Raw genomic sequence first — 21,373 nt, 5'->3', positions numbered from 1 at the left:
GAAGGACAGTGTCATGTCTGAAGATATGCTACAAGACGTAGATCCATTAGAGACTCAGGAATGGGTTGATGCCCTGCAAGCCGTGTTGGAACAGGAAGGCCCAGAGCGCGCGCATTTTTTACTAGAGAAGCTGATCGATAAAGCGCGTCGTAATGGCACTCACTTGCCTTACAATGCCACAACGGCTTACTTGAACACTATCCCAGCGGGTCAAGAGCCTCACATGCCTGGCAACCAAGAGATGGAACGTCGCATTCGCGCCATCATCCGTTGGAACGCTTTGGCTATGGTTCTGCGTGGTTCTAAGAAAGATTTAGAGTTGGGCGGCCATATCTCAAGTTTCGCTTCAAGCGCGACTATCTATGACGTATGTTTTAACCACTTCTTCCGTGCACCGAATGAAAAAGACGGTGGCGATCTCGTGTATTTCCAAGGCCATATCGCCCCTGGTATTTATGCGCGTTCATTCCTAGAAGGTCGTTTAAGCGAAGAGCAACTGGCTAACTTCCGTCAAGAAGTGGATGGCAAGGGTCTGTCTTCATACCCACATCCAAAACTGATGCCGGATTACTGGCAATTTCCAACGGTTTCTATGGGCTTAGGTCCAATCCAAGCCATCTATCAAGCCCGTTTCCTGAAATATCTGACTGACCGTGGTCTTAAAGATTGTTCAGCACAAACTGTTTACTGTTTCTTAGGTGACGGTGAGTGTGACGAGCCAGAAGCCTTAGGTGCTATCGGGTTAGCGGCCCGTGAAGAATTAGATAACTTAGTCTTCATCGTTAACTGTAACTTACAGCGTCTTGATGGCCCTGTACGTGGTAACGGTAAGATCATCCAAGAACTTGAAGGCGAATTCCGCGGCGCAGGCTGGGAAGTCGTGAAAGTGATTTGGGGTCGTTACTGGGATCCATTATTGGCCCGTGACACCAGCGGTAAACTGCTGCAGTTGATGGAAGAAACCGTTGACGGTGAATACCAAAACTGTAAAGCCAAAGGTGGCGCTTATACGCGCGAACACTTCTTTGGTAAGTATCCTGAAACGGCCGAAATGGTTGCTAACATGTCAGATGATGACATTTGGCGCTTAAACCGCGGCGGTCATGATCCAGTTAAAGTTTATGCTGCACTGGAACATGCACAAAAAACCAAAGGCCGTCCAACGGTTATCTTAGCTAAAACCGTTAAAGGTTATGGCTTAGGTGATGCGGGTGAAGGTAAAAACATCGCTCACAACGTGAAGAAGATGGGCGTTGAGTCTATCCGTTACTTCCGCGATCGTTTCAATATCCCGATCCCTGATGACCAGTTAGAAGATCTGCCTTTCTATCACCCAGGTCCAGATTCTGAAGAAGTGAAGTACATGATGAGCCGTCGTGAAGCGCTGCATGGTAGCGTGCCACAACGTCGTCAAAAGTTCACTGAAGAGATGGAAGTGCCGTCACTGAAGATTTTCGATTCGATTTTACAGGGCTCAAACGGCCGTGAAATTTCATCGACTATGGCGTTCGTTCGCGTGCTGACAGCATTGCTGAAAGACAAGAAAATTGGCAAAAACATTGTGCCAATTATTCCTGACGAAGCCCGTACTTTCGGTATGGAAGGTCTGTTCCGTCAAGTGGGTATTTATGCTCACGAAGGCCAAAAATACGTACCGCAAGACTCTGACCAAGTGGCTTATTATCGTGAAGATAAAACCGGTCAAGTATTGCAAGAAGGGATTAACGAACTCGGTGCTATGTCTTCATGGGTATCGGCAGCGACGAGCTACTCAGTCAACGATACACCTATGATCCCGTTCTACATCTACTACTCAATGTTCGGTTTCCAACGTATTGGTGACATGGCTTGGGCTGCGGGTGATATGCGTGCTCGTGGTTTCTTAGTCGGTGGTACTTCAGGTCGTACAACGCTTAACGGCGAAGGTTTACAGCATCAAGATGGTCACAGCCACGTATTGGCGAACACTATCCCTAACTGTATTTCTTACGATCCAACCTACGGCTACGAAATTGCCGTTGTGGTACAAGATGGTATCCGTCGTATGTACGGCGAGAATCAAGAAGATATTTTCTACTACTTGACCACAATGAACGAAAACTATGAGCAACCAGCCATGCCAGAAGGTGCGGAAGTGGGCATAGTGAAAGGTATCTACAAGTTAGAAACGGTTGCGGGCTCAGGTAAAGGCAAAGTTCAGTTAATGAGCTGTGGCACTATCCTTGAACAAACTCGTAAAGCGGCGCAAGCACTGGCGAAAGACTTCGGTATTACTGCCGACGTATTTAGCGTAACTAGCTTCAACGAATTGACTCGCGATGGTCAAGCCGCTGAACGTTGGAACATGCTGCACCCAACCGAAACGCCAAAACAAGCCTATATCAGCCAAGTGATTTCAAGTGATGCACCTGCAATCGTAGCGACTGACTATATGAAGATTTACGGCGAACAGTTACGTGCTTACATTCCTACCGATTACAAAGTGTTAGGTACTGACGGTTTCGGTCGTTCAGACAGCCGCGAGAATCTGCGTCACCACTTCGAAGTGGATGCTAAGTTCATCGTTATTGCGGCACTGAAATCACTGGTTGATCGCAAAGAGCTGCCTGTCGATGTGTTAGCAAAAGCCATTAAAGAATATGGTATCGACGCTGACAAGATCAATCCACAGTACGCGTAAGAGGCAATAAAAATGGCTGAATTAAAAGAAGTTTTTGTTCCTGATATCGGCGGCGATGAAGTGCAAGTGATCGAAATTTGTGTGGCTGTGGGTGATACCCTAGCGGCAGAAGAATCGATTCTTACCGTCGAAAGCGACAAGGCGACTATGGATATTCCAGCGCCTTTCGCCGGTGTTTTAGCCGAATTGAAAGTGGCTGTGGGCGATAAAGTATCTGAAGGTACTTTGATTGCTATGATGCAAGCAGCGGGCGCGGCAGCTGCTGCTCCGGCTCCAGTTGCAGCACCCGCTCAGGCGGCACCAGCATCTGCACCAGTTCAAGCGGCTCCTGCCCCTGTGGCTGCTGCTCCTGCGACGGGCGCAACCAAAGTGGTTGAAGTGACTGTGCCTGATATCGGTGGCGACACAGATGTATCGGTTATCGAAGTCCTGGTTGCTGTCGGTGACAAGATTGAAGTTGATAGCGGTTTAATTACCCTAGAAACAGACAAAGCGACGATGGACGTGCCATCACCTTTCGCGGGTGTGGTTAAAGACGTTAAAGTCGCAGTTGGCGATAAAGTGTCGCAAGGCTCTTTAGTCATCATGCTTGAAGTTGGCGGCGCTGCACCTGCTGTGGCTCCAAGCGTTAGCGCGCCAGCTGCAACTGTGGCTCAGGCGGCTCCTGCCGCTACGGTAGCGCCAGTGGCTACTGCACCAGCGGCAAGTGTGATTGCGGTAAAAGAAATTCAAGTGCCGGATATTGGCGATGCCAGCAATGTCGATGTGATCGAAGTGCTCGTGTCTGTCGGTGATGAAATCACTGCTGACCAAGGTTTGATTACCCTTGAAACTGACAAAGCCACCATGGAAGTACCAGCGCCATTCGCCGGTAAACTGCTGTCTTTGACGGTTAAAGTGGGTGACAAGGTTTCTCAAGGTAGCGTTATTGCGACGATTGAAACTGTCACTGCAGGTGCAGCTCCTGCACCTGTTGCTCAAGCGGCAGCTCCTGCTCCAGTTAGCGCGGCGCCCGTTGCAGCCCCAACACCTGCAAGCCGTCCTCCAGTACCACACCACCCTAGCGCAGGTACACCTGTGTCTACCGGTGCGGTACATGCGTCTCCTGCGGTACGTCGTTTAGCCCGTGAATTTGGTGTCGATTTGACCCAAGTTGCTGGTACTGGCCGTAAAGGTCGCATTATGAAAGAAGACGTTCAGGCGTATGTGAAATACGAACTGTCTCGTCCGAAAGCGACTGCGGCAACCTCAGTCGGTTCAGGTAACGGCGGCGGTCTGCAAGTGATTGCAGCACCTAAAGTTGATTTCAGTAAGTTTGGTGAAGTGGAAGAGATTCCATTAAGCCGTATCCAGAAGATTTCTGGCCCTAACTTACACCGCAACTGGGTAACTATTCCGCACGTGACTCAGTTCGATGAAGCTGATATCACTGAAATGGAAGAGTTCCGTAAGCAGCAAAACGATGTAGCAGCGAAGAAAAAAGCCGATTACAAGATCACGCCTTTAGTGTTTATGCTAAAAGCTGTGGCTAAAACGTTGCAACAGTTCCCAGTGTTCAACTCGAGCTTAAGCTCTGATGGTGAATCACTGATCCAGAAGAAGTATTTCCACATCGGTGTGGCGGTTGATACGCCAAACGGTTTGGTTGTGCCAGTCGTGCGTGACGTGGATAAGAAAGGCATTATCGAGTTATCTCGTGAACTGGCTGATATCTCTATCCGTGCCCGTGATGGCAAGCTGAAATCTGCTGATATGCAAGGTAGCTGTTTCACCATTTCAAGTTTAGGTGGTATTGGCGGTACGGCGTTTACGCCTATCGTGAACTACCCAGACGTGGCGATTTTAGGTGTGTCTAAATCTGAAATTAAGCCTAAGTGGAATGGTAAGGAGTTCGAACCTAAATTGATGTTGCCCTTGTCGCTGTCATACGATCACCGCGTGATCGATGGTGCCATGGCTGCACGCTTTAGTGTGACGCTGTCAGGAATTCTGTCCGACATTCGTACTTTGGTTCTGTAAGCATATAAGGCTGCTCATCTTGAGTGGCCTTTTGTTTATTGTGATCAGTATCAAACACAGGTTAAAATGCGCCCACCTTACGCGCTGGCGCATTTTCGGTTGGCAGGATAGCTCCTCCAACGGATTGAATGAGAATTAGAGGAAAACATGAGTAACGAAATCAAAACTCAGGTAGTGGTATTAGGTGCAGGTCCTGCAGGTTATTCTGCGGCTTTCCGTGCAGCGGACTTAGGTCTAGAAACCATTATCGTTGAACGTTTTAGCACTTTAGGCGGCGTGTGTCTTAACGTGGGTTGTATCCCATCTAAAGCCCTATTACATGTTGCTAAAGTTATCGAAGAAGCCAAAGCCGTTGCTGCTCACGGTGTGGTTTTCGGCGAGCCAACTATCGATTTAGATAAGTTACGTGGCTTTAAAGAAAAAGTTATTGGCCAATTAACTGGCGGATTGGGCGGTATGTCCAAAATGCGTAAAGTTAACGTGGTTAACGGTTTTGGTAAATTCACTGGCCCTAACACGCTAGAAGTGACTGCTGAAGATGGCACTGTCAAAGTGGTTCAATTCGAGCAAGCGATCATTGCTGCGGGTTCCCGCCCAATCAAACTGCCATTTATTCCGCATGAAGATCCACGTATTTGGGATTCGACTGACGCATTAGAACTGAAAGAAGTTCCAGGCAAGTTGTTAGTGATGGGCGGCGGTATTATCGGCCTAGAAATGGGAACTGTGTACGCTTCTTTAGGCAGTGAAATCGACGTGGTTGAAATGTTCGACCAAGTGATCCCAGCAGCTGATAAAGACGTTGTTCGCGTATTCACTAAGCAAATCAAGAAGAAATTCAACCTGATCCTTGAAACTAAAGTCACAGCGGTAGAAGCCCGTGAAGACGGTATTTATGTTTCTATGGAAGGTAAGAGCGCCCCTACTGAAGCAGTCCGTTACGATGCCGTATTGGTAGCAATTGGCCGTGCACCTAATGGCAAGTCGTTAGATGCTGAAAAAGCAGGTGTTAACGTTGATGAGCGTGGCTTTATCAAGGTTGATAAGCAACTGCGTACTAACGTACCGCACATCTATGCAATTGGTGACATCGTTGGTCAACCAATGCTCGCTCACAAAGGCGTGCACGAAGGCCACGTAGCGGCTGAAGTTATCGCTGGCATGAAGCACTATTTCGATCCAAAAGTGATCCCATCAATTGCTTACACTGACCCAGAAGTAGCTTGGGTTGGTTTAACTGAGAAAGAAGCGAAAGAGCAAGGTATTGCTTACGAAACAGCAACTTTCCCATGGGCAGCAAGCGGCCGCGCTATCGCATCTGATGCGAGCGAAGGCATGACTAAACTGATTTTCGACAAAGATACTCATCGTGTAATCGGTGGTGCGATTGTTGGCGTTAACGGCGGCGAGCTGTTAGGCGAGATCGGTTTAGCGATTGAAATGGGTTGTGATGCTGAAGATTTAGCATTAACCATTCACGCGCACCCAACACTGCACGAATCAGTGGGCTTAGCGGCTGAAATGTACGAAGGTTCTATTACTGATTTGCCAAACCCAAAGGCAAAGAAAAAGTAATTTAGCTGTCGATTAAAAAAGCGCTCATTTGAGCGCTTTTTTATTGCCTGTATTTTTTTGTAACTTTTATGTAAACAAGCGGATGAATTGATAGGATTGAGCTGCTACAGTACAACTATGGTATGAAGTAAGCCGTCACATGCAAACAAAAATAATTAGAACAATTCTGACATGTTTCATCCTTTCATTGACTTGCGTCCACTCGGCTTGGGCGGGCGGTTTTGTGCAGCGAGTTTTTACTGATAGGGACGGTTTAGCGGTCACCAGTATCCGAGGCTTGGCCTTAGATGATTACGGTTTTGTATGGGCCGCGACTGAGCAGGGCTTGTATCGAGTTAGTAATTCTAAGGTGCGGCGTATCGATAAAATCGGCACCGAATCGCGACTGTCAGATGACTTTTTAACCTCAGTGGTGAACATAGAACGTGACAAATTATTGGTTAGCACCAACGCCGCAATTTACCTCTACGATATTGTCCAAAATCAATTTACCGCGTTTGGTTCACCCTATTTATTCCCGCAGTTTCCCGGTGGTGCACTGGTCTCGGCAGCCCGAAAAAATAGTAAAACATGGCGATTGTTAATTGATAATGGCCAGATATATGAATTCTCCCCTTCAAAGTCCGAGCTGCGCCTTATTACTCAGTTGCCGGTTAACCGCGATCTCCCTTGGCGTAAATTGCTGGTCATGCCGAATGGTCACATGTTGGTCGCGGGAACCTTGCAATTAGAGTTGCTAGAGCAAAATGGCGAGCGGGTATTCCAATACTCTTGGACCGAATCTATGGGCAGTATTCTCGATATGTTAGAGGATTCTCAGCATAGGATCTGGATTGCGACTGGCCGCGGCGTTTATCAATTAGATCAAGTTTCTAGGCAGATTATCCCCGTGCCAGAATTGCCCGATTGGAGCACAGCGATCGTTGAAGATGCGAAAGGATATTTATGGTTTTCCAGTCGTATCGGTTTATTGAAATGGTCGCCCGAAACACGCCAGATTGAAAACTATCAAAAAGAGTTGAAGTCTGAGGCCGACATGGAAACGCTAAAAGCCATGTTGTTTGATGATGCGGGTTTGATGTGGGTCGGAGGTTCAGGCGATGGATTGGCGTTATTGGCATCGCAGCCTGATTTTATCCTCGGCACTTATACCGGCGATGAACCCTATCAATTGAGCGATGCCATGACTTGGTCAGTGCATGCCAGTGATGAAGGCGTTTGGCTAGGTTCTTCCAATTTGGATTTTATTGCTAAAGGCAGTAGTAAGGCATTTAACGTGCCGATTGAGGGATTTAATCCCCATGAAAGCATTTATGATATCAGCGAGTTTGAGGGGCATTATTTACTATTATCGACAACTAGCGGTCTCTTTGTTGTCGATAAAGACACTTTGCAAGGCAGCAGTTTTGCTAAGTGGACCCACGGTAATGATGGCTTTAAAAATAAGCTCATTTATAAAACCTACCTCGACCCTAAACTGAAAGGACGCATTTGGATTGCGACCACATCAGGGCTGTATTTTTGGGAAATGGGACTGTACGAACCTCAGCCCTTTGATATTGATAAATCATCGGACAAATTTGATGGCCCCAAGCGACCCGTTATCCGCACGATTTATCGTACGTCTGACGGTCGTCTGTGGGTTAGCGGTAAAAAAGTCTTTGGCTATATCGACAGCCAAAACGAGTTTCATGATCAGCGGCAATTATTTAACGCCTTTGCGGCACAGCCAACGGTCAGTCATATTGAAGAAATGTCACCTGGGGTAATCTGGTTTGGCTCCTATGAAAAAGGTTTATTCGAATACCATCAGCAAACGAGATCGTTAATTTCACTGACTTCCGAATGGCAATTAAATTGTAGCTCAGTGTTTTTTATTCAAAAAACGCCTAAGTCTAATCTTGTGGGCTGCTCGGATTCTTTGATTCTTCAGAATATACAAACGGGCGAGATTGCCATGTTTAATCAACTCGATGGTTTAATTTCCGATGAGATGAACGAAGGCGCCTATTTTTACTCACCTAAAACAGGCTTTTACTTAGGCACGCCCGAGGGCGTGATGCGACTGGATGTCGATAGGCTGGCTAACCGCATTACCGATGACCATGCGATGCTTGAATCTGTCTCTGTTTACTATAACAACACGACAGAAGTGTCCTTGTTGCCGCGTAACCTGATGACCATCAAACCCGAAGCCAATATGGTTAGTTTTCAAATCACTAACTTAGATTATCTCGATGATTCGCCCATCCAATTTAAATATCGCTTACGTCATCAAGATGAAGAGAGTCGTTATGTGCTGCTTCAGGGGGAGGCGCAGATTAACCTCGCAGGTTTAGCTGCGGGTGGTTATGTATTAGACATTTTGAGTCAGGTGAATGGCATATGGTCAGACAAACCTTTTACCTATCCCTTTTATGTTGAGCAGCATTGGTGGTTATCCCAAGGTTTTAAGGGCATTTTACTGCTGTTATTTTCCATTATTGCTTTAAGTCTTGCTTGGTACCGACAACGTCAGATCAATACCTTTAAACAAATGAATCAGGCATTAACTGAGAGTGATGACAGACTAAGGCAATCTTTACGCGGCAGTGACTCGGATCTCTGGGAATGGCATAAGAATACGCAGGCATTTCACCTCGATAATCGCGGTTCCGTGCTTGGTACCCATGCCAATGAGATTGTGGTGAGTTTAGAGGATTTGCCCGTGCATCCACAGGATAGGGAAAAAGTGATCGATCAGTGGAATAGCATGATATCGGGGGAGATAGATAGATTCGAAGCCGAATATCGTTATCAGCGCAAGGAGGGTAATTGGGGCTGGTTAAGGGTAAAAGGGCGACCCGTTGCGCGTAATAAACACTCCAATGAGGTTGAGCGGGTCGCGGGTATTTATAGTGATATTACCGTGCAACGCCAGTTAGAAGATGAAGTGAATTTGCTGGCAAAAGCCTTTGGTAACACCTCTGAAGGTGTACTGATTTTAGATGTCGAAGGCAGTATTCGCGTGGCGAATTACGCTGCACAACAAATTATCGGCATCGATTCTGACGATTTAGTCGGTCAATCCTTTGCTCAATTCGTGCAGATGAATGACGGTTTGGCATCGGAAATCCAGCAACTTCTTAGTGATAGCCAGTCTTGGACGGGCGAGCGTGAGTTAATCAATGCCAGTCAGCAACCTTGCCCCGTGTGGCTGAACGTGTCGGTGATGCAAAGTACTAACGGTAAAGTGACCCATTATGTGGTGGTATTCTCGGATATTACCGAACGTAAACGGACTGAGGCCGATTTACGCCGCTTAGCTAATTACGATGTGCTTACTGGGTTGCCAAACCGTTCCTTATTTTCTAGCCGTCTATTACAGTCGATTCAGGCCGCGCAGCAAACGGGTGAGAAATTAGCGTTACTCTTCTTAGATCTCGATAGATTTAAGCATGTTAATGACTCCTATGGACATAGCATGGGCGATGCCTTACTGGTCGAAGCCTCAAGCCGACTGCAATCTTGTATTGCTAGCGAGCATATGCTCTGCCGCTTTGGCGGCGATGAATTTGTGATTTTACTCAGAAATGCCAATAGCATTGACGAGATAAATCACATTGCCGAGCGACTACTGGAACAAATTGTGGCGCCTTTTAAGTTATATGGTCGTGAGTTTTATATTTCGACCAGTATTGGCATCAGTATTTGGCCCGACGATGCAGTGCAGCCTGAGGCTTTTATCAAGAATGCCGATCTCGCTATGTACCACGCCAAAGAAGAAGGGCGGGGAAATTTCCAATATTATTCTTCTGAACGTAATGCCCAAGCCCTCTATCATTTACGGCTTGAGGCCGATTTACGTAAAGCCATCGAACGGCAAGAGTTTGAGCTTTATTACCAGCCGCAAATTGATATTTTACGTAACGATAAGCCCATAGGAATGGAAGCATTAATTCGCTGGAAACATCCGCAGGACGGTTTTATTCGTCCCGATATTTTCATTAAAGTTGCCGAGGCCTGCGGCTTAATTGTGGATATTGATCGTTGGGTGTTAAGGCAAGCCTGTGTGCAGGGGGCGCATTGGGCAAAGCGTTATGGCGCTACTTTTAAGTTGTCGGTTAATATTTCGGCGGTGCATTTTAGGCAGCCAGATTTTATTGAAGACATACAAGGAATCCTGCATGACACCCAAATGCCGACGGCATCTTTAGGTTTAGAAATCACCGAAGGCGTATTGATGAAGGAGCTGCATGTTGCTCAAGACCATCTTACGCGTTTGAAATCCTTAGGGATTGAAGTTGCCATTGATGACTTTGGAACGGGATATTCTTCGCTGGCCTATTTGCGCCATTTTGAAGTAAACACCTTAAAAATCGATCGCTCCTTCTTAATTGATATCGCCACTAATACGGCCGATCAGGCGATTGTGAGCAGTATTATTGAATTAGCCCGTAACCTTAAATTAAATGTGGTTGCCGAAGGGATTGAGACGGTTGAACAGTTAGAGCAAGTTTTTAGCCGCGGCTGTTATATTATTCAAGGGTATTATTTTGCTAAGCCTATGTGCGTGGATGATTTTGAACGCTATTTAGAAACAGATAACAGAATCGTCGTTATTGAACATTAAGCTAGGCTATAACAGCAAGATATTCACTAGCGTCCTTGAAATTTAAATGACGATATATTCAGTTAGGATTGATATTTTGTTTCGGCATTTATTCAATTAAACTTCACCTGTTTGTGTAAATAGTACACAGTCTTATCACTAGTCGGTCCAGATAAAATATGACTGACGGTTAAATCGATAAGTTTGGTAATATAACTCGGATTTTTATCCCATAAAAAAGTAACCTCACCATGATGCGTCAACTACTCGCTTCTATTATTTTGTGTTTGTGCATGACTCCGTCGATGGCGGCAGAGCGCCTTAAAATTGGTGTCGTACTCAGTGGCGGCGGTGCTAAAGGCGCTGCCCATGTGGGGGTGCTCAAAATATTAGAAGAACATAACATCCCGGTCGATTACATCGCGGGCACCAGTATCGGTGCCTATGTCGCAGGCATGTACTCCTTGGGTTACAGCGCCAGCGAAGTCGAAGCGATCATGATGGGTGTTGATTGGGACAGTGGCTACTCGGATACTATCCCGCGCAATATTTTGAGTTATAGGGATAAACAGTTACGCGATCGCTACAACATTCCGCTGAACATTGGTTATAACGAAGGCCAAGTAAGGGCGCCAAGTGGGTTGCTGCGTGGTCAGACTATGTCGCAGCTTCTACGTCAGTCTACCGATCTAGTACAGCAATTTGGTAATTTCGATGATTTAGCCATTCCCTACCGTGCAGTGGCGACCGATTTAGAAACCAGCTTACCTGTGGTGATCAGTCACGGCAGCATGGTCAAAGCCATGCAAGCCTCTGCGACGGTTCCCGGTGCGCTGCAGCCCGCTCAAATTGAAGGTAAGTTATTGGTCGATGGGGGTATTGCCAACAATATGCCCGTCGATGTTGTTAAGGCCATGGGCGCCGATATTATTATTGCCGTCGATATTGGTTCACCTCTGGTCAAAAAAGATAAATTAGACAGCACTATTGCCGTACTCGATCAGCTCTCCAACTTTTTGACCAATGCCAGCACCGAAAAACAAAAACTGCTGCTGACTGATAAGGATGTGTTGATCCGTCCCGCGATCGACGCCTTGAGCACTACAGATTTCACTATCATGCCCTTGGCATTAACGCTCGGCAAAGAAGCCGCTAATGGACAGCTTGATAAGCTGAGCAGCATGAGCGTGAGCCCTGAGGAATATGCCGCCTACGTCGAGGCCAAAAAAGCCAAAGGTAAGTTGTTAATGGCAGATGTGCGTCATTCTGTTAATGAAATTGTCTTCGATAACCAATCTAAGGTAAGTCTGAATCTCTTAACGGAAACTTTGAACATTAAACCTGGGCAAGCTGTGTCTAAGGACGAGCTGAATGAGGCGTTAAAGCGTATTTACTCCCTCAATAAGTTTGAGCGTGTCGATGCTGAGTTTGTCGAGGGTGAAGATGGTCGTGTACTAACTGTGACCACTAAAGCTAAGTCTTGGGGGCCAAATTATTTCCAACTGGGCTTTAACTGGGAGGATGATTTTAACTCTGAATCTGCCATCAGTTTTGACATGGCCTATACCATGACGGATTTGACCTTCAATGGCGGCGAATGGCGCAATGAAATCAAACTCGGTATGGAAAAGTTGTTTGCGACTGAGTTCTATCAGCCATTAGACAGAGACCAACAATTCTTTAGCCGCGCTCGTTATCAATACGATACCCGTAATTGGGACTTATACGATAACAACAATCGTCTGCTCACCTTTGACAAGAAAACCCACACCATCGAACTCGGGATCGGCTACAACTACACCTCGCAGGGCATGATTGAGCTGGGTTTAGTGGCGGAGAAGGGCGCGATAATTAATGATGCCTGGCTGTTACGGGACTTAGATTTTAGCTCCTATGGAGCTTACTTTAGATTCGGCTACGACAGCTTAGACAGTATTAGTTTCCCGACATCGGGTAATCGCGTGACCTTAAACGTCTATGTGCGCAATGAAGATTTCGATGACATTATCGACGATAACCAAAACCAATACAGTGTGCAGATAGAGGCCGACTGGAAGGGCGCCTTGAGTGTCGGCAATCATGCTTTTGTGGGTAAGGCATCGATTTCAACCAACGATAATGATGGGATGAATACGCTGCATCTATCTGAGCTGGGTGGATTTTTAAATCTATCTGGCTACCATAAAGACTCACTGACAGGCGCGCATAAAGTCTTTGGCGCCTTTGTTTATCAATATGATCTCGGGCGTGATGCGCTCGGAATGACAGATTATCCTTTGTATCTAGGTTGGAGTTTGGAAGCGGGGAATGTCTGGGATGAGCGCTCTGAAGTCACGCTCACTGATTTGATTTATGCATCGAGTCTCTACATTGGTACTGATACTTCCATGGGACCTGCGGCAATCGGCTTTGGGATCACAGATCTTGGCGATAAGTCCTTCTATTTATTTGTGGGTAAAAACTTCTAGTTTGAGTTCTAGTTTGAGATTGATGTTAAGAGCTTAAGGGCATGACTGAGGTCGTGCCCTTATTTTTTGTGCGATAAAAATCCTAAACGGTCTTGATGGCATAGTGCCTGAATCGGTTCGCGCGTCGCTAAAGTGTCATATCCTTTTACAAAATCTTGCTACTGTGGGGCGTGCCAAGATGCTAAGGTTTTGCGGGAAAAATAATAACTCTTAAGGAAGCTGGGGAAAACAATGAAGAAGATAAGCACACTGGCACTGGGTATCGCCCTGAGTTTAGGTTTAGCCGCTTGTAGTACTGAGCCTAAAACTGAAGTCGCTGCGGTTTCTGGCATTGAATTGCAAAACTTTGATGCCTCAGTTCGCCATCAAGACGATTTCTATTACAGCGTTAACGGTAAATGGTTGGCGAATACGCCTATTCCTGCCGACAAGTCTAACTACGGCGCATTTTCTGTGCTGTACGATCAAAGCCAAGATGCATTGAAAAAGATCATCGACGAAGCGGCTGCTAAAAAGAATCCAGCGGCAGGCTCGAATGAGCAGAAGATTGGTGATTTCAACGCTAGCTTTATGAATACCGATTTGCTTGAAACCTTAGGCGTTACTCCGCTTAAGCCATTGCTGGCCGATATTGCTGGCGCAAAAACACACGCTGACTTACCTGCCGTTATGGGTAGATTACTGACGACTGGCTCTGGTATTCCCTTTGGTTTTTACGTCAATAATGACGCCAAAAACTCAACTCAGTACGCCGTGTATCTAAGCCAGTCGGGCCTTACGCTGCCGGACCGCGATTATTATCTTAAAGATGACCCTAAGTTTGCCGCTAATCGCCAAGCCATGGCCAAATATGTGACAGACATACTGACCGAAGCGGGTTACAAGGATGCTAAGCGCGCGGCTAAAAACGTTGCCGACATCGAAATGATGATCGCCAAGAGTCAGTGGAGTCGAGTGGAATCCCGCGACGCCAATAAGGCTTACAACAAGTTAGATCGCGCTGAACTGCAAAAGTTAATGGGTCAATTTGATTTCAATGCCTTCGCGACCAGCGCAGGTTTAGGCGACAAAGTCACTGACATCATAGTGCGCCAACCCTCTTACTTCGAAAAACTCGGTGCAGGTTTCGAGACCTTTCCGGTATCGGCTTGGCAGGATTATCTCGCGTTCCACTTAGTAGATAGCTACGCCGAGTTACTGAGCAAAAACTTTGTTGATTTGAACTTCGCCTTTAAGAGCAAAACCTTAATGGGTATCGAAGAGCAACAACCACGCTGGAAAAAAGCGGTTGATGGCGCCGACCAAGTGATTGGTGAGTTAGTGGGCGAAGAGTACGTTAAGCAATACTTCAAGCCAGAAGCTAAAGCGCGTATGGAAACCATGATCAAAAACTTGATCAAAGGTTTTGAAGTCAGCATCAATGAACTTGAGTGGATGACGCCAGAGACCAAAGTCGCCGCCCAAGAAAAACTGGCTAAGTTTACCTATAAAATCGGTTATCCAGATAAGTGGAAAGATTACTCAGGTTTAGATATCAAGGCTGACGAGTTAGTCGGTAACTACATGCGTTACGCTCAGTTTGAATATCAAGATATGATCAACAAGCTTGGCAAGCCAATCGATCGTACCGAATGGGGCATGACGCCACAAACGGTGAACGCTTATTACAGCCCAGTGAAAAACGAAATCGTATTCCCTGCTGCGATTCTGCAACCGCCATTCTTCAATATGGATGCCGATGATGCGGTGAACTACGGTGGTATCGGAGCTGTGATCGGCCATGAAATCAGCCATGGTTTTGATGACCAAGGCGCTAAGTACGATGGCGACGGTAACCTGCGTGACTGGTGGTCAGATAAAGACCGCGAAGAGTTCCAAAAACGCGGTAAACAACTGTCAGCGCAATACTCAGGTTATGAAGCACTGCCCGGCAAGTTTGTTAACGGTGATTTGACCTTAGGGGAAAACATCGGCGACTTAGGGGGGTTAACCGTAGCGGCACGCTCGTATCTAATGAGCCTTAACGGCAAACCCGCGCCAGAGCTTGATGGATTAACGGGTGAGCAACGCTTCTTTGTGGGTTGGTCACAAGTATGGCGTCGTAACTACCGTGATGAAGAGCTGAGCCGTCGTTTGCTGACAGATCCGCATTCACCGAGTCACTACCGCGCTATGGGGACGCCGCGTAACGTGGAAGCCTTCTATAAAGCTTTCGAGATGAAAGAAGGCGATAAAATGTATTTGACGCCAGATGAACGTGTAAAAATTTGGTAATACATTCAGTTGATTGAAACAAGAAAGCCAGACAATGTCTGGCTTTTTTATTGATGACAATAATCTAGGATGCTGCTGATTAATGTCCGTAACCTAAGGATTCGATTTTAGTGACTTTATTATCAGTGGCATAAAGCCGGCGCATTAAGCGTGTCGGTCCAAAGTCATAGGTCCATTCTTGATACTCAGTCGGCAACTTGCTGGGATCGATCACCCTGTCTCCGTTAGCGTTGAGATAAGTCGCGGGCAGACTGTATTCTCGAATATCACTGGGCGAGCCGCATTTATCCTGCACAGTCGTTAAAGTATCGCCCGTATTGATCACTTGTTGTTTACAGTGCATGGTCTCACCTGCGCTAGCGGGTAAACAGGTGGACATGAGTATTAAGCCCATGGGCAGTATTAAGGACAGGTACTTCACATTGAATTCCTTCTGGTGCATACACCATTGTGCTATTTATCCGTAGGGCAAAGACTAAGCTTATTCGCCCTGCAGAAACTCGGTGTGTTGTGACGTTATTTTGCCAAAATTGTTGTTAATGCCAACAAACTCTCGGCCTGATGATGGGCGATAATCCACTTAGCATCGCCTCTTTGTTCTGGCGCAGGGATCGCGACCGTTTGCATGTTGGCTGCTCTGGCGGCAATTAAGCCGTTAAAGGAATCTTCGATGGCAAGACAACAACGGGGATCAACATCTAACGCCTTAGCGCAATTCAAATACACTTCAGGGTGTGGCTTGCCGTAGGTGAGGCCCTCGGCAGATTGCACCGCCATAAATTTATCGCTGAGTCCTAACTTAGAGAGCACCGCCTCGATAATAGTGTAAAACGAGGAGGTGGCTAAGCCGATTTTAAGACCCAGCGTTTGGCAGTGGTCAATCGCTTCGTGAACGCCCAGCATAGCTTCGCCGCTAACCAGAATTTCACTGGCGACCTTATCGACAATCGCTTGGCTGACCTTGGCATTATCGTAGTGAGGCCAAGGCGCCTTGTGGTACCAATAATCGACGCATTGGTCGATGCGTAAACCTGTGGTTTGTTGAATCGTTTCTATGGTCACGGGCACGCCAAGTGCGGATAACACTTCATACTCGACCTGCTGCCATAGGGGTTCTGAATCGATTAAAACGCCATCCATATCAAAAATAACGGCTTGAATGCTAAGGGATGTCATTGGTACTCCGATGGACTGGGGAAATAACTGAGATATGCAGTAAATTAAGCCTGAGTGTAAGTTCTCGCACCGCATCTTAAAAGCCAAAATGCCGCAAGATGAGAAAAATTTATATCTATATTGCTCTCTGACACGGAAAATTGCTTGTTCGATTTAAAATTAATGAAACATTGTTAACTATTTGTAGTGTATGGTTTTTTGTCTGTTTTCAAACTATTGTCTAATTTCACTTGTTTTAATCTTCCCGTAAGTTGGCATTCGCCGCCGGATTTAGTCCTTATTTCGCTTTTTGCCGAGTGTGACCTGATTCATACTTTTGCAAAGCTGTAGTATACTGCAGGCCGGAAATACGGGTCGATCATGTCGGACTGTCAGCTTCAATTAAGAAGACGTGCAGTTTCGTTGTTAGAGCGCCAAACAAAGAGGAATGTTGCCGTGCTAGAAGCATATCGTAAACACGTCGCAGAACGTGCTGCAGAGGGCGTAGTCCCTAAGCCATTAGATGCACATCAAGTGGCTGAACTGGTTAAGTTAGTTCAAAATCCACCCGCAGGTGAAGAGGCTTTCGTTCTCGACCTGCTTGAAAATCGAATTCCCCCAGGTGTTGATGAAGCCGCTTATGTTAAAGCTGCTTTCTTAGATGCGGTTGCCAAAGGCACTGAAAAATCACCGATTCTATCTGCTGAGCGTGCTACTGAGTTGTTAGGCACAATGCAAGGCGGCTACAACATCGAACCTCTGATCGCGCAGCTGGATAACCCAGCGTTAGCACCTTTAGCTGTTAAAGCCTTATCTCACACTTTGCTGATGTTCGATTCTTTCCACGATGTGGTTGAGAAGATGGAAGCAGGCAATGAGTTTGCTAAGCAAGTAGTTGAAGCATGGGCAAATGCAGATTGGTATTTAAGCCGTCCTAAACTGGCCGACAAAGTCACTCTGACAGTATTTAAAGTTTCTGGTGAAACCAACACCGATGACTTGTCACCTGCACCCGATGCATGGTCACGTCCTGATATCCCATTGCACGCGTTAGCTATGCTGAAAAACGCCCGTGATGGTATCGAGCCTGACGTTGCTGGCGCCGTTGGCCCAGTGAAAAAAATCGAAGCGTTAAAAGCGCAAGGTTTCCCATTAGTGTATGTGGGCGATGTTGTGGGTACAGGTTCATCACGTAAATCAGCGACTAACTCAGTACTGTGGTTTATGGGCGATGATATTCCATTTGTACCCAACAAGCGCGCTGGCGGTTTCTGCCTTGGCGGTAAAATTGCACCGATTTTCTTCAACACTATGGAAGATGCGGGCGCACTGCCAATCGAGCTTGACGTAAACAAAATGGAAATGGGCGATGTGATTGACATCTACCCATACGCCGGTGTGGTTAAGCGTCACGACAGCGACGAAGTGATTTCAGAATTCAGCTTAAAAACTGACGTGCTGTTAGACGAAGTTCGTGCTGGTGGTCGTATTCCACTGATCATCGGTCGTGGTTTAACTGACAAAGCCCGTGAAGTATTAGGTTTAGGCGTATCTGACGTATTCGTGCGTTCACAAGACGTGGCTGATACGGGTAAAGGTTACACGCTAGCGCAGAAGATGGTCGGTAAAGCATGCGGCGTAGCTGGCGTGCGTCCTGGCCAATACTGCGAACCTAAGATGACGTCTGTCGGTTCACAAGACACCACAGGTCCTATGACCCGTGACGAGCTGAAAGATTTAGCCTGTTTAGGTTTCAGTGCCGATTTGACTATGCAGTCATTCTGTCACACTGCGGCTTATCCAAAGCCAGTGGATGTGAATACACATCATACTCTGCCAGATTTCATTATGAATCGCGGCGGTGTATCACTGCGTCCAGGTGACGGTGTTATCCATTCATGGTTAAACCGTATGCTGCTGCCTGATACTGTTGGTACCGGTGGTGATTCACATACGCGTTTCCCAATTGGTATTTCATTCCCAGCAGGTTCTGGCTTAGTGGCGTTTGCTGCGGCGACTGGCGTTATGCCACTCGATATGCCTGAATCAGTATTAGTGCGCTTTAAAGGCAAAATGCAACCCGGCATCACACTGCGTGATCTGGTCCATGCTATCCCATTAAAAGCTATCGAGCTGGGTCTGTTGACTGTTGAGAAGAAAGGTAAAGTTAACATCTTCTCTGGTCGCGTACTGGAAATCGAAGGTCTTGAAACCTTGAAAGTTGAACAAGCTTTCGAACTGTCTGATGCATCAGCTGAGCGCTCAGCGGCCGGTTGTACTATCAAGTTAGACAAAGAACCTATCATCGAATACCTGAACTCAAACATCATCATGCTGAAGTGGATGATCGCTGAAGGTTACGGCGATCGTCGTACCATTGAACGTCGTATCAAAGGTATGGAAGAGTGGTTAGCGAATCCTGAACTGATGAGCGCCGATAAAGATGCTGAGTACGCTGCGGTAATCGAAATCGATTTGAACGACATCAAAGAGCCAATCCTGTGTGCGCCGAACGATCCTGATGATGCCGTTCTGCTGTCATCTGTTGCGCAAACTAAGATTGACGAAGTGTTCGTTGGTTCTTGTATGACCAACATAGGTCACTTCCGTGCAACCGGTAAGATGCTGGACAAGTTTGCTAAAACTCTGCCAACCCGTCTGTGGATTGCACCACCGACTAAGATGGATAGAGATCAGTTGACTGAAGAAGGCTACTACGCGATTTTCGGTCGTGTAGGTGCGCGCATCGAGATCCCAGGTTGCTCACTTTGTATGGGTAACCAAGCACGTGTTGCTGAAGGTTCGACTGTAGTATCGACTTCTACTCGTAACTTCCCTAACCGTTTAGGTACAGGCGCTAACGTTTACTTAGCCTCTGCTGAACTGGCTGCGGTTGCTGCACTGTTGGGTCGTCTACCGTCTCCAGAAGAGTATCAAGAATACGCTAAAGAGTTAGACGCTACTGCGGCTGACACTTACCGTTACTTGAACTTCGATCAAATCGAGTCTTACACTAAGAAAGCATCTGAAGTGATCTTCCAGTCAGCCGTATAATCGATTACCGTTAAGCTAACTTGATGTCAAAAGCCAGCGTAAGCTGGCTTTTTTGTGGGTAAATTTCTCTCTGCGCATACGCATATATGTACAAATAGCTCATCTAAATAGTGATGCTTCGTCTCTTCCATATAACAGGCTAGGATTCCATAAATAACGAAGCATTAATAAATAAGCATAAATAGCCAAGTGCATCTGTCTTTAGGTTGTTCACTAAAGGCGCTATCCCAATCAGTGTCCGGCTTCACCTCACTGAATCTAGTTTTTGAAAGACTGAACCTTCTATTTTCATATTTACCAACAGATCATTCCATGGGCTTTTGCTATGAAAAATGCAGAGTAAAGGCATTGTTTTGACTAAAATGTGGATAACTTTGGGGGTAAGTGGTGGGTATGGTGTGGTTAGATTAGATATTTAGAATTAACTGCAAATTTCCTTAAAATAGGGGTTGCACAAAATCTCCTGCTCCCTATAATGCGCATCCACTGACACGGCAGACAGCGTTAAGCAGCCTGATGTGGCAGTTCATCGATGAGTTTACTGATTGATGAACGTTGAGAAAGTTTGCAAAAACTCCTTGACGCGAAACGGGAAATGCGTAGAATACGCAGCCCTAGCCAACTGGAAGCGTTCGGCGCTCAGTGTGGTACTCATCTTCTCTTACGAGGTTGAGTTGCTCTTTAACAAGATAAAACAAGAAATCTGTGTGGACACTCACAGGTGTTGAGTTAATCGAAATTACTTTACTTTCGAGTGAGTAATCAAAGAATTAAATCAATGAATGAGTGTTCATAGCAATATGTACAGTTTGTTTCAGCCCTTCTTTTATAAGGAGTGCGAGAAACAAAAAATCAGAATTCATTGAGCCGCTGAAGTCGTAAGACGGAAGCAAAAAACTTTAATTGAAGAGTTTGATCATGGCTCAGATTGAACGCTGGCGGCAGGCCTAACACATGCAAGTCGAGCGGCAGCGGGAAGATAGTTTACTATCTTTGCCGGCGAGCGGCGGACGGGTGAGTAATGCCTAGGGATCTGCCCAGTCGAGGGGGATAACAGTTGGAAACGACTGCTAATACCGCATACGCCCTACGGGGGAAAGGAGGGGACCTTCGGGCCTTCCGCGATTGGATGAACCTAGGTGGGATTAGCTAGTTGGTGAGGTAATGGCTCACCAAGGCGACGATCCCTAGCTGTTCTGAGAGGATGATCAGCCACACTGGGACTGAGACACGGCCCAGACTCCTACGGGAGGCAGCAGTGGGGAATATTGCACAATGGGGGAAACCCTGATGCAGCCATGCCGCGTGTGTGAAGAAGGCCTTCGGGTTGTAAAGCACTTTCAGTAGGGAGGAAAGGTAGCAGCTTAATACGCTGTTGCTGTGACGTTACCTACAGAAGAAGGACCGGCTAACTCCGTGCCAGCAGCCGCGGTAATACGGAGGGTCCGAGCGTTAATCGGAATTACTGGGCGTAAAGCGTGCGCAGGCGGTTTGTTAAGCGAGATGTGAAAGCCCCGGGCTCAACCTGGGAATTGCATTTCGAACTGGCGAACTAGA

At 46.6% G+C, this 21,373-nt stretch carries 9 protein-coding genes and 1 rRNA gene; 8 read left to right on the top strand and 2 right to left on the bottom strand.

Going from position 1 to position 21,373, the window contains the following annotated elements; translation table 11 throughout:
* Positions 1 to 13: 13 nt before the first annotated feature.
* The 6 genes from aceE to Q4Q57_RS19290 all read left to right on the top strand — a co-directional run bounded on the left by aceE (position 14) and on the right by Q4Q57_RS19290 (position 15,607).
* Positions 14 to 2,680: a pyruvate dehydrogenase (acetyl-transferring), homodimeric type gene (aceE, locus tag Q4Q57_RS19315; RefSeq protein WP_006083344.1), complete on the top strand. Its 2,667-nt coding sequence runs from the start codon at positions 14 to 16 to the stop codon at positions 2,678 to 2,680.
* Between the two features lie 12 nt (positions 2,681 to 2,692).
* The gene (aceF, locus tag Q4Q57_RS19310; protein ID WP_311891756.1) at positions 2,693 to 4,699 is read left to right on the top strand and encodes a dihydrolipoyllysine-residue acetyltransferase; all 2,007 of its coding nucleotides are present in this window, start codon (positions 2,693 to 2,695) and stop codon (positions 4,697 to 4,699) included.
* Between the two features lie 147 nt (positions 4,700 to 4,846).
* Complete coding sequence (lpdA, locus tag Q4Q57_RS19305; RefSeq protein WP_006084361.1) at positions 4,847 to 6,274, top strand: dihydrolipoyl dehydrogenase; 1,428 nt, start codon at positions 4,847 to 4,849, stop codon at positions 6,272 to 6,274.
* 139 nt (positions 6,275 to 6,413) lie between these two features.
* On the top strand, positions 6,414 to 10,886 hold the full coding sequence (locus Q4Q57_RS19300; protein ID WP_311891755.1) for an EAL domain-containing protein: 4,473 nt from the start codon (positions 6,414 to 6,416) through the stop codon (positions 10,884 to 10,886).
* Positions 10,887 to 11,116: 230 nt separating this feature from the next.
* A complete protein-coding gene (locus tag Q4Q57_RS19295) occupies positions 11,117 to 13,333 on the top strand; it encodes a patatin-like phospholipase family protein (RefSeq protein WP_311891754.1) in 2,217 nt (738 codons plus the stop codon).
* A gap of 231 nt (positions 13,334 to 13,564) precedes the next feature.
* Positions 13,565 to 15,607: a M13-type metalloendopeptidase gene (locus Q4Q57_RS19290; RefSeq protein ID WP_311891753.1), complete on the top strand. Its 2,043-nt coding sequence runs from the start codon at positions 13,565 to 13,567 to the stop codon at positions 15,605 to 15,607.
* Between the two features lie 79 nt (positions 15,608 to 15,686).
* Here the strand turns inward: Q4Q57_RS19290 and Q4Q57_RS19285 are convergent, their stop codons facing one another.
* Positions 15,687 to 16,028 (bottom strand): DUF2845 domain-containing protein, encoded by a 342-nt coding sequence (locus Q4Q57_RS19285; RefSeq protein ID WP_028759308.1) that lies wholly within the window; start codon positions 16,026 to 16,028, stop codon positions 15,687 to 15,689.
* 95 nt (positions 16,029 to 16,123) lie between these two features.
* On the bottom strand, positions 16,124 to 16,783 hold the full coding sequence (gene hxpB / locus Q4Q57_RS19280; RefSeq protein WP_311891752.1) for a hexitol phosphatase HxpB: 660 nt from the start codon (positions 16,781 to 16,783) through the stop codon (positions 16,124 to 16,126).
* A 435-nt stretch (positions 16,784 to 17,218) separates the two neighbouring features.
* Between hxpB and acnB the strand changes: the two genes are divergently transcribed.
* Together acnB and Q4Q57_RS19270 are read left to right on the top strand one after the other, a co-directional pair.
* Positions 17,219 to 19,816, top strand: a complete 2,598-nt coding sequence (acnB, locus tag Q4Q57_RS19275) for a bifunctional aconitate hydratase 2/2-methylisocitrate dehydratase (RefSeq protein WP_220591276.1) — start codon at positions 17,219 to 17,221, stop codon at positions 19,814 to 19,816.
* 900 nt (positions 19,817 to 20,716) lie between these two features.
* Positions 20,717 to 21,373, top strand: a 16S ribosomal RNA gene (locus tag Q4Q57_RS19270); the annotation flags it as partial.

Origin of the sequence: Shewanella sp. SP2S2-6 (genome assembly GCF_031931965.1) — a bacterium.
GTDB classification, from domain to species: Bacteria; Pseudomonadota; Gammaproteobacteria; order Enterobacterales; family Shewanellaceae; genus Shewanella; species Shewanella baltica.
This window is presented reverse-complemented; position numbering and strand designations above follow the sequence as displayed.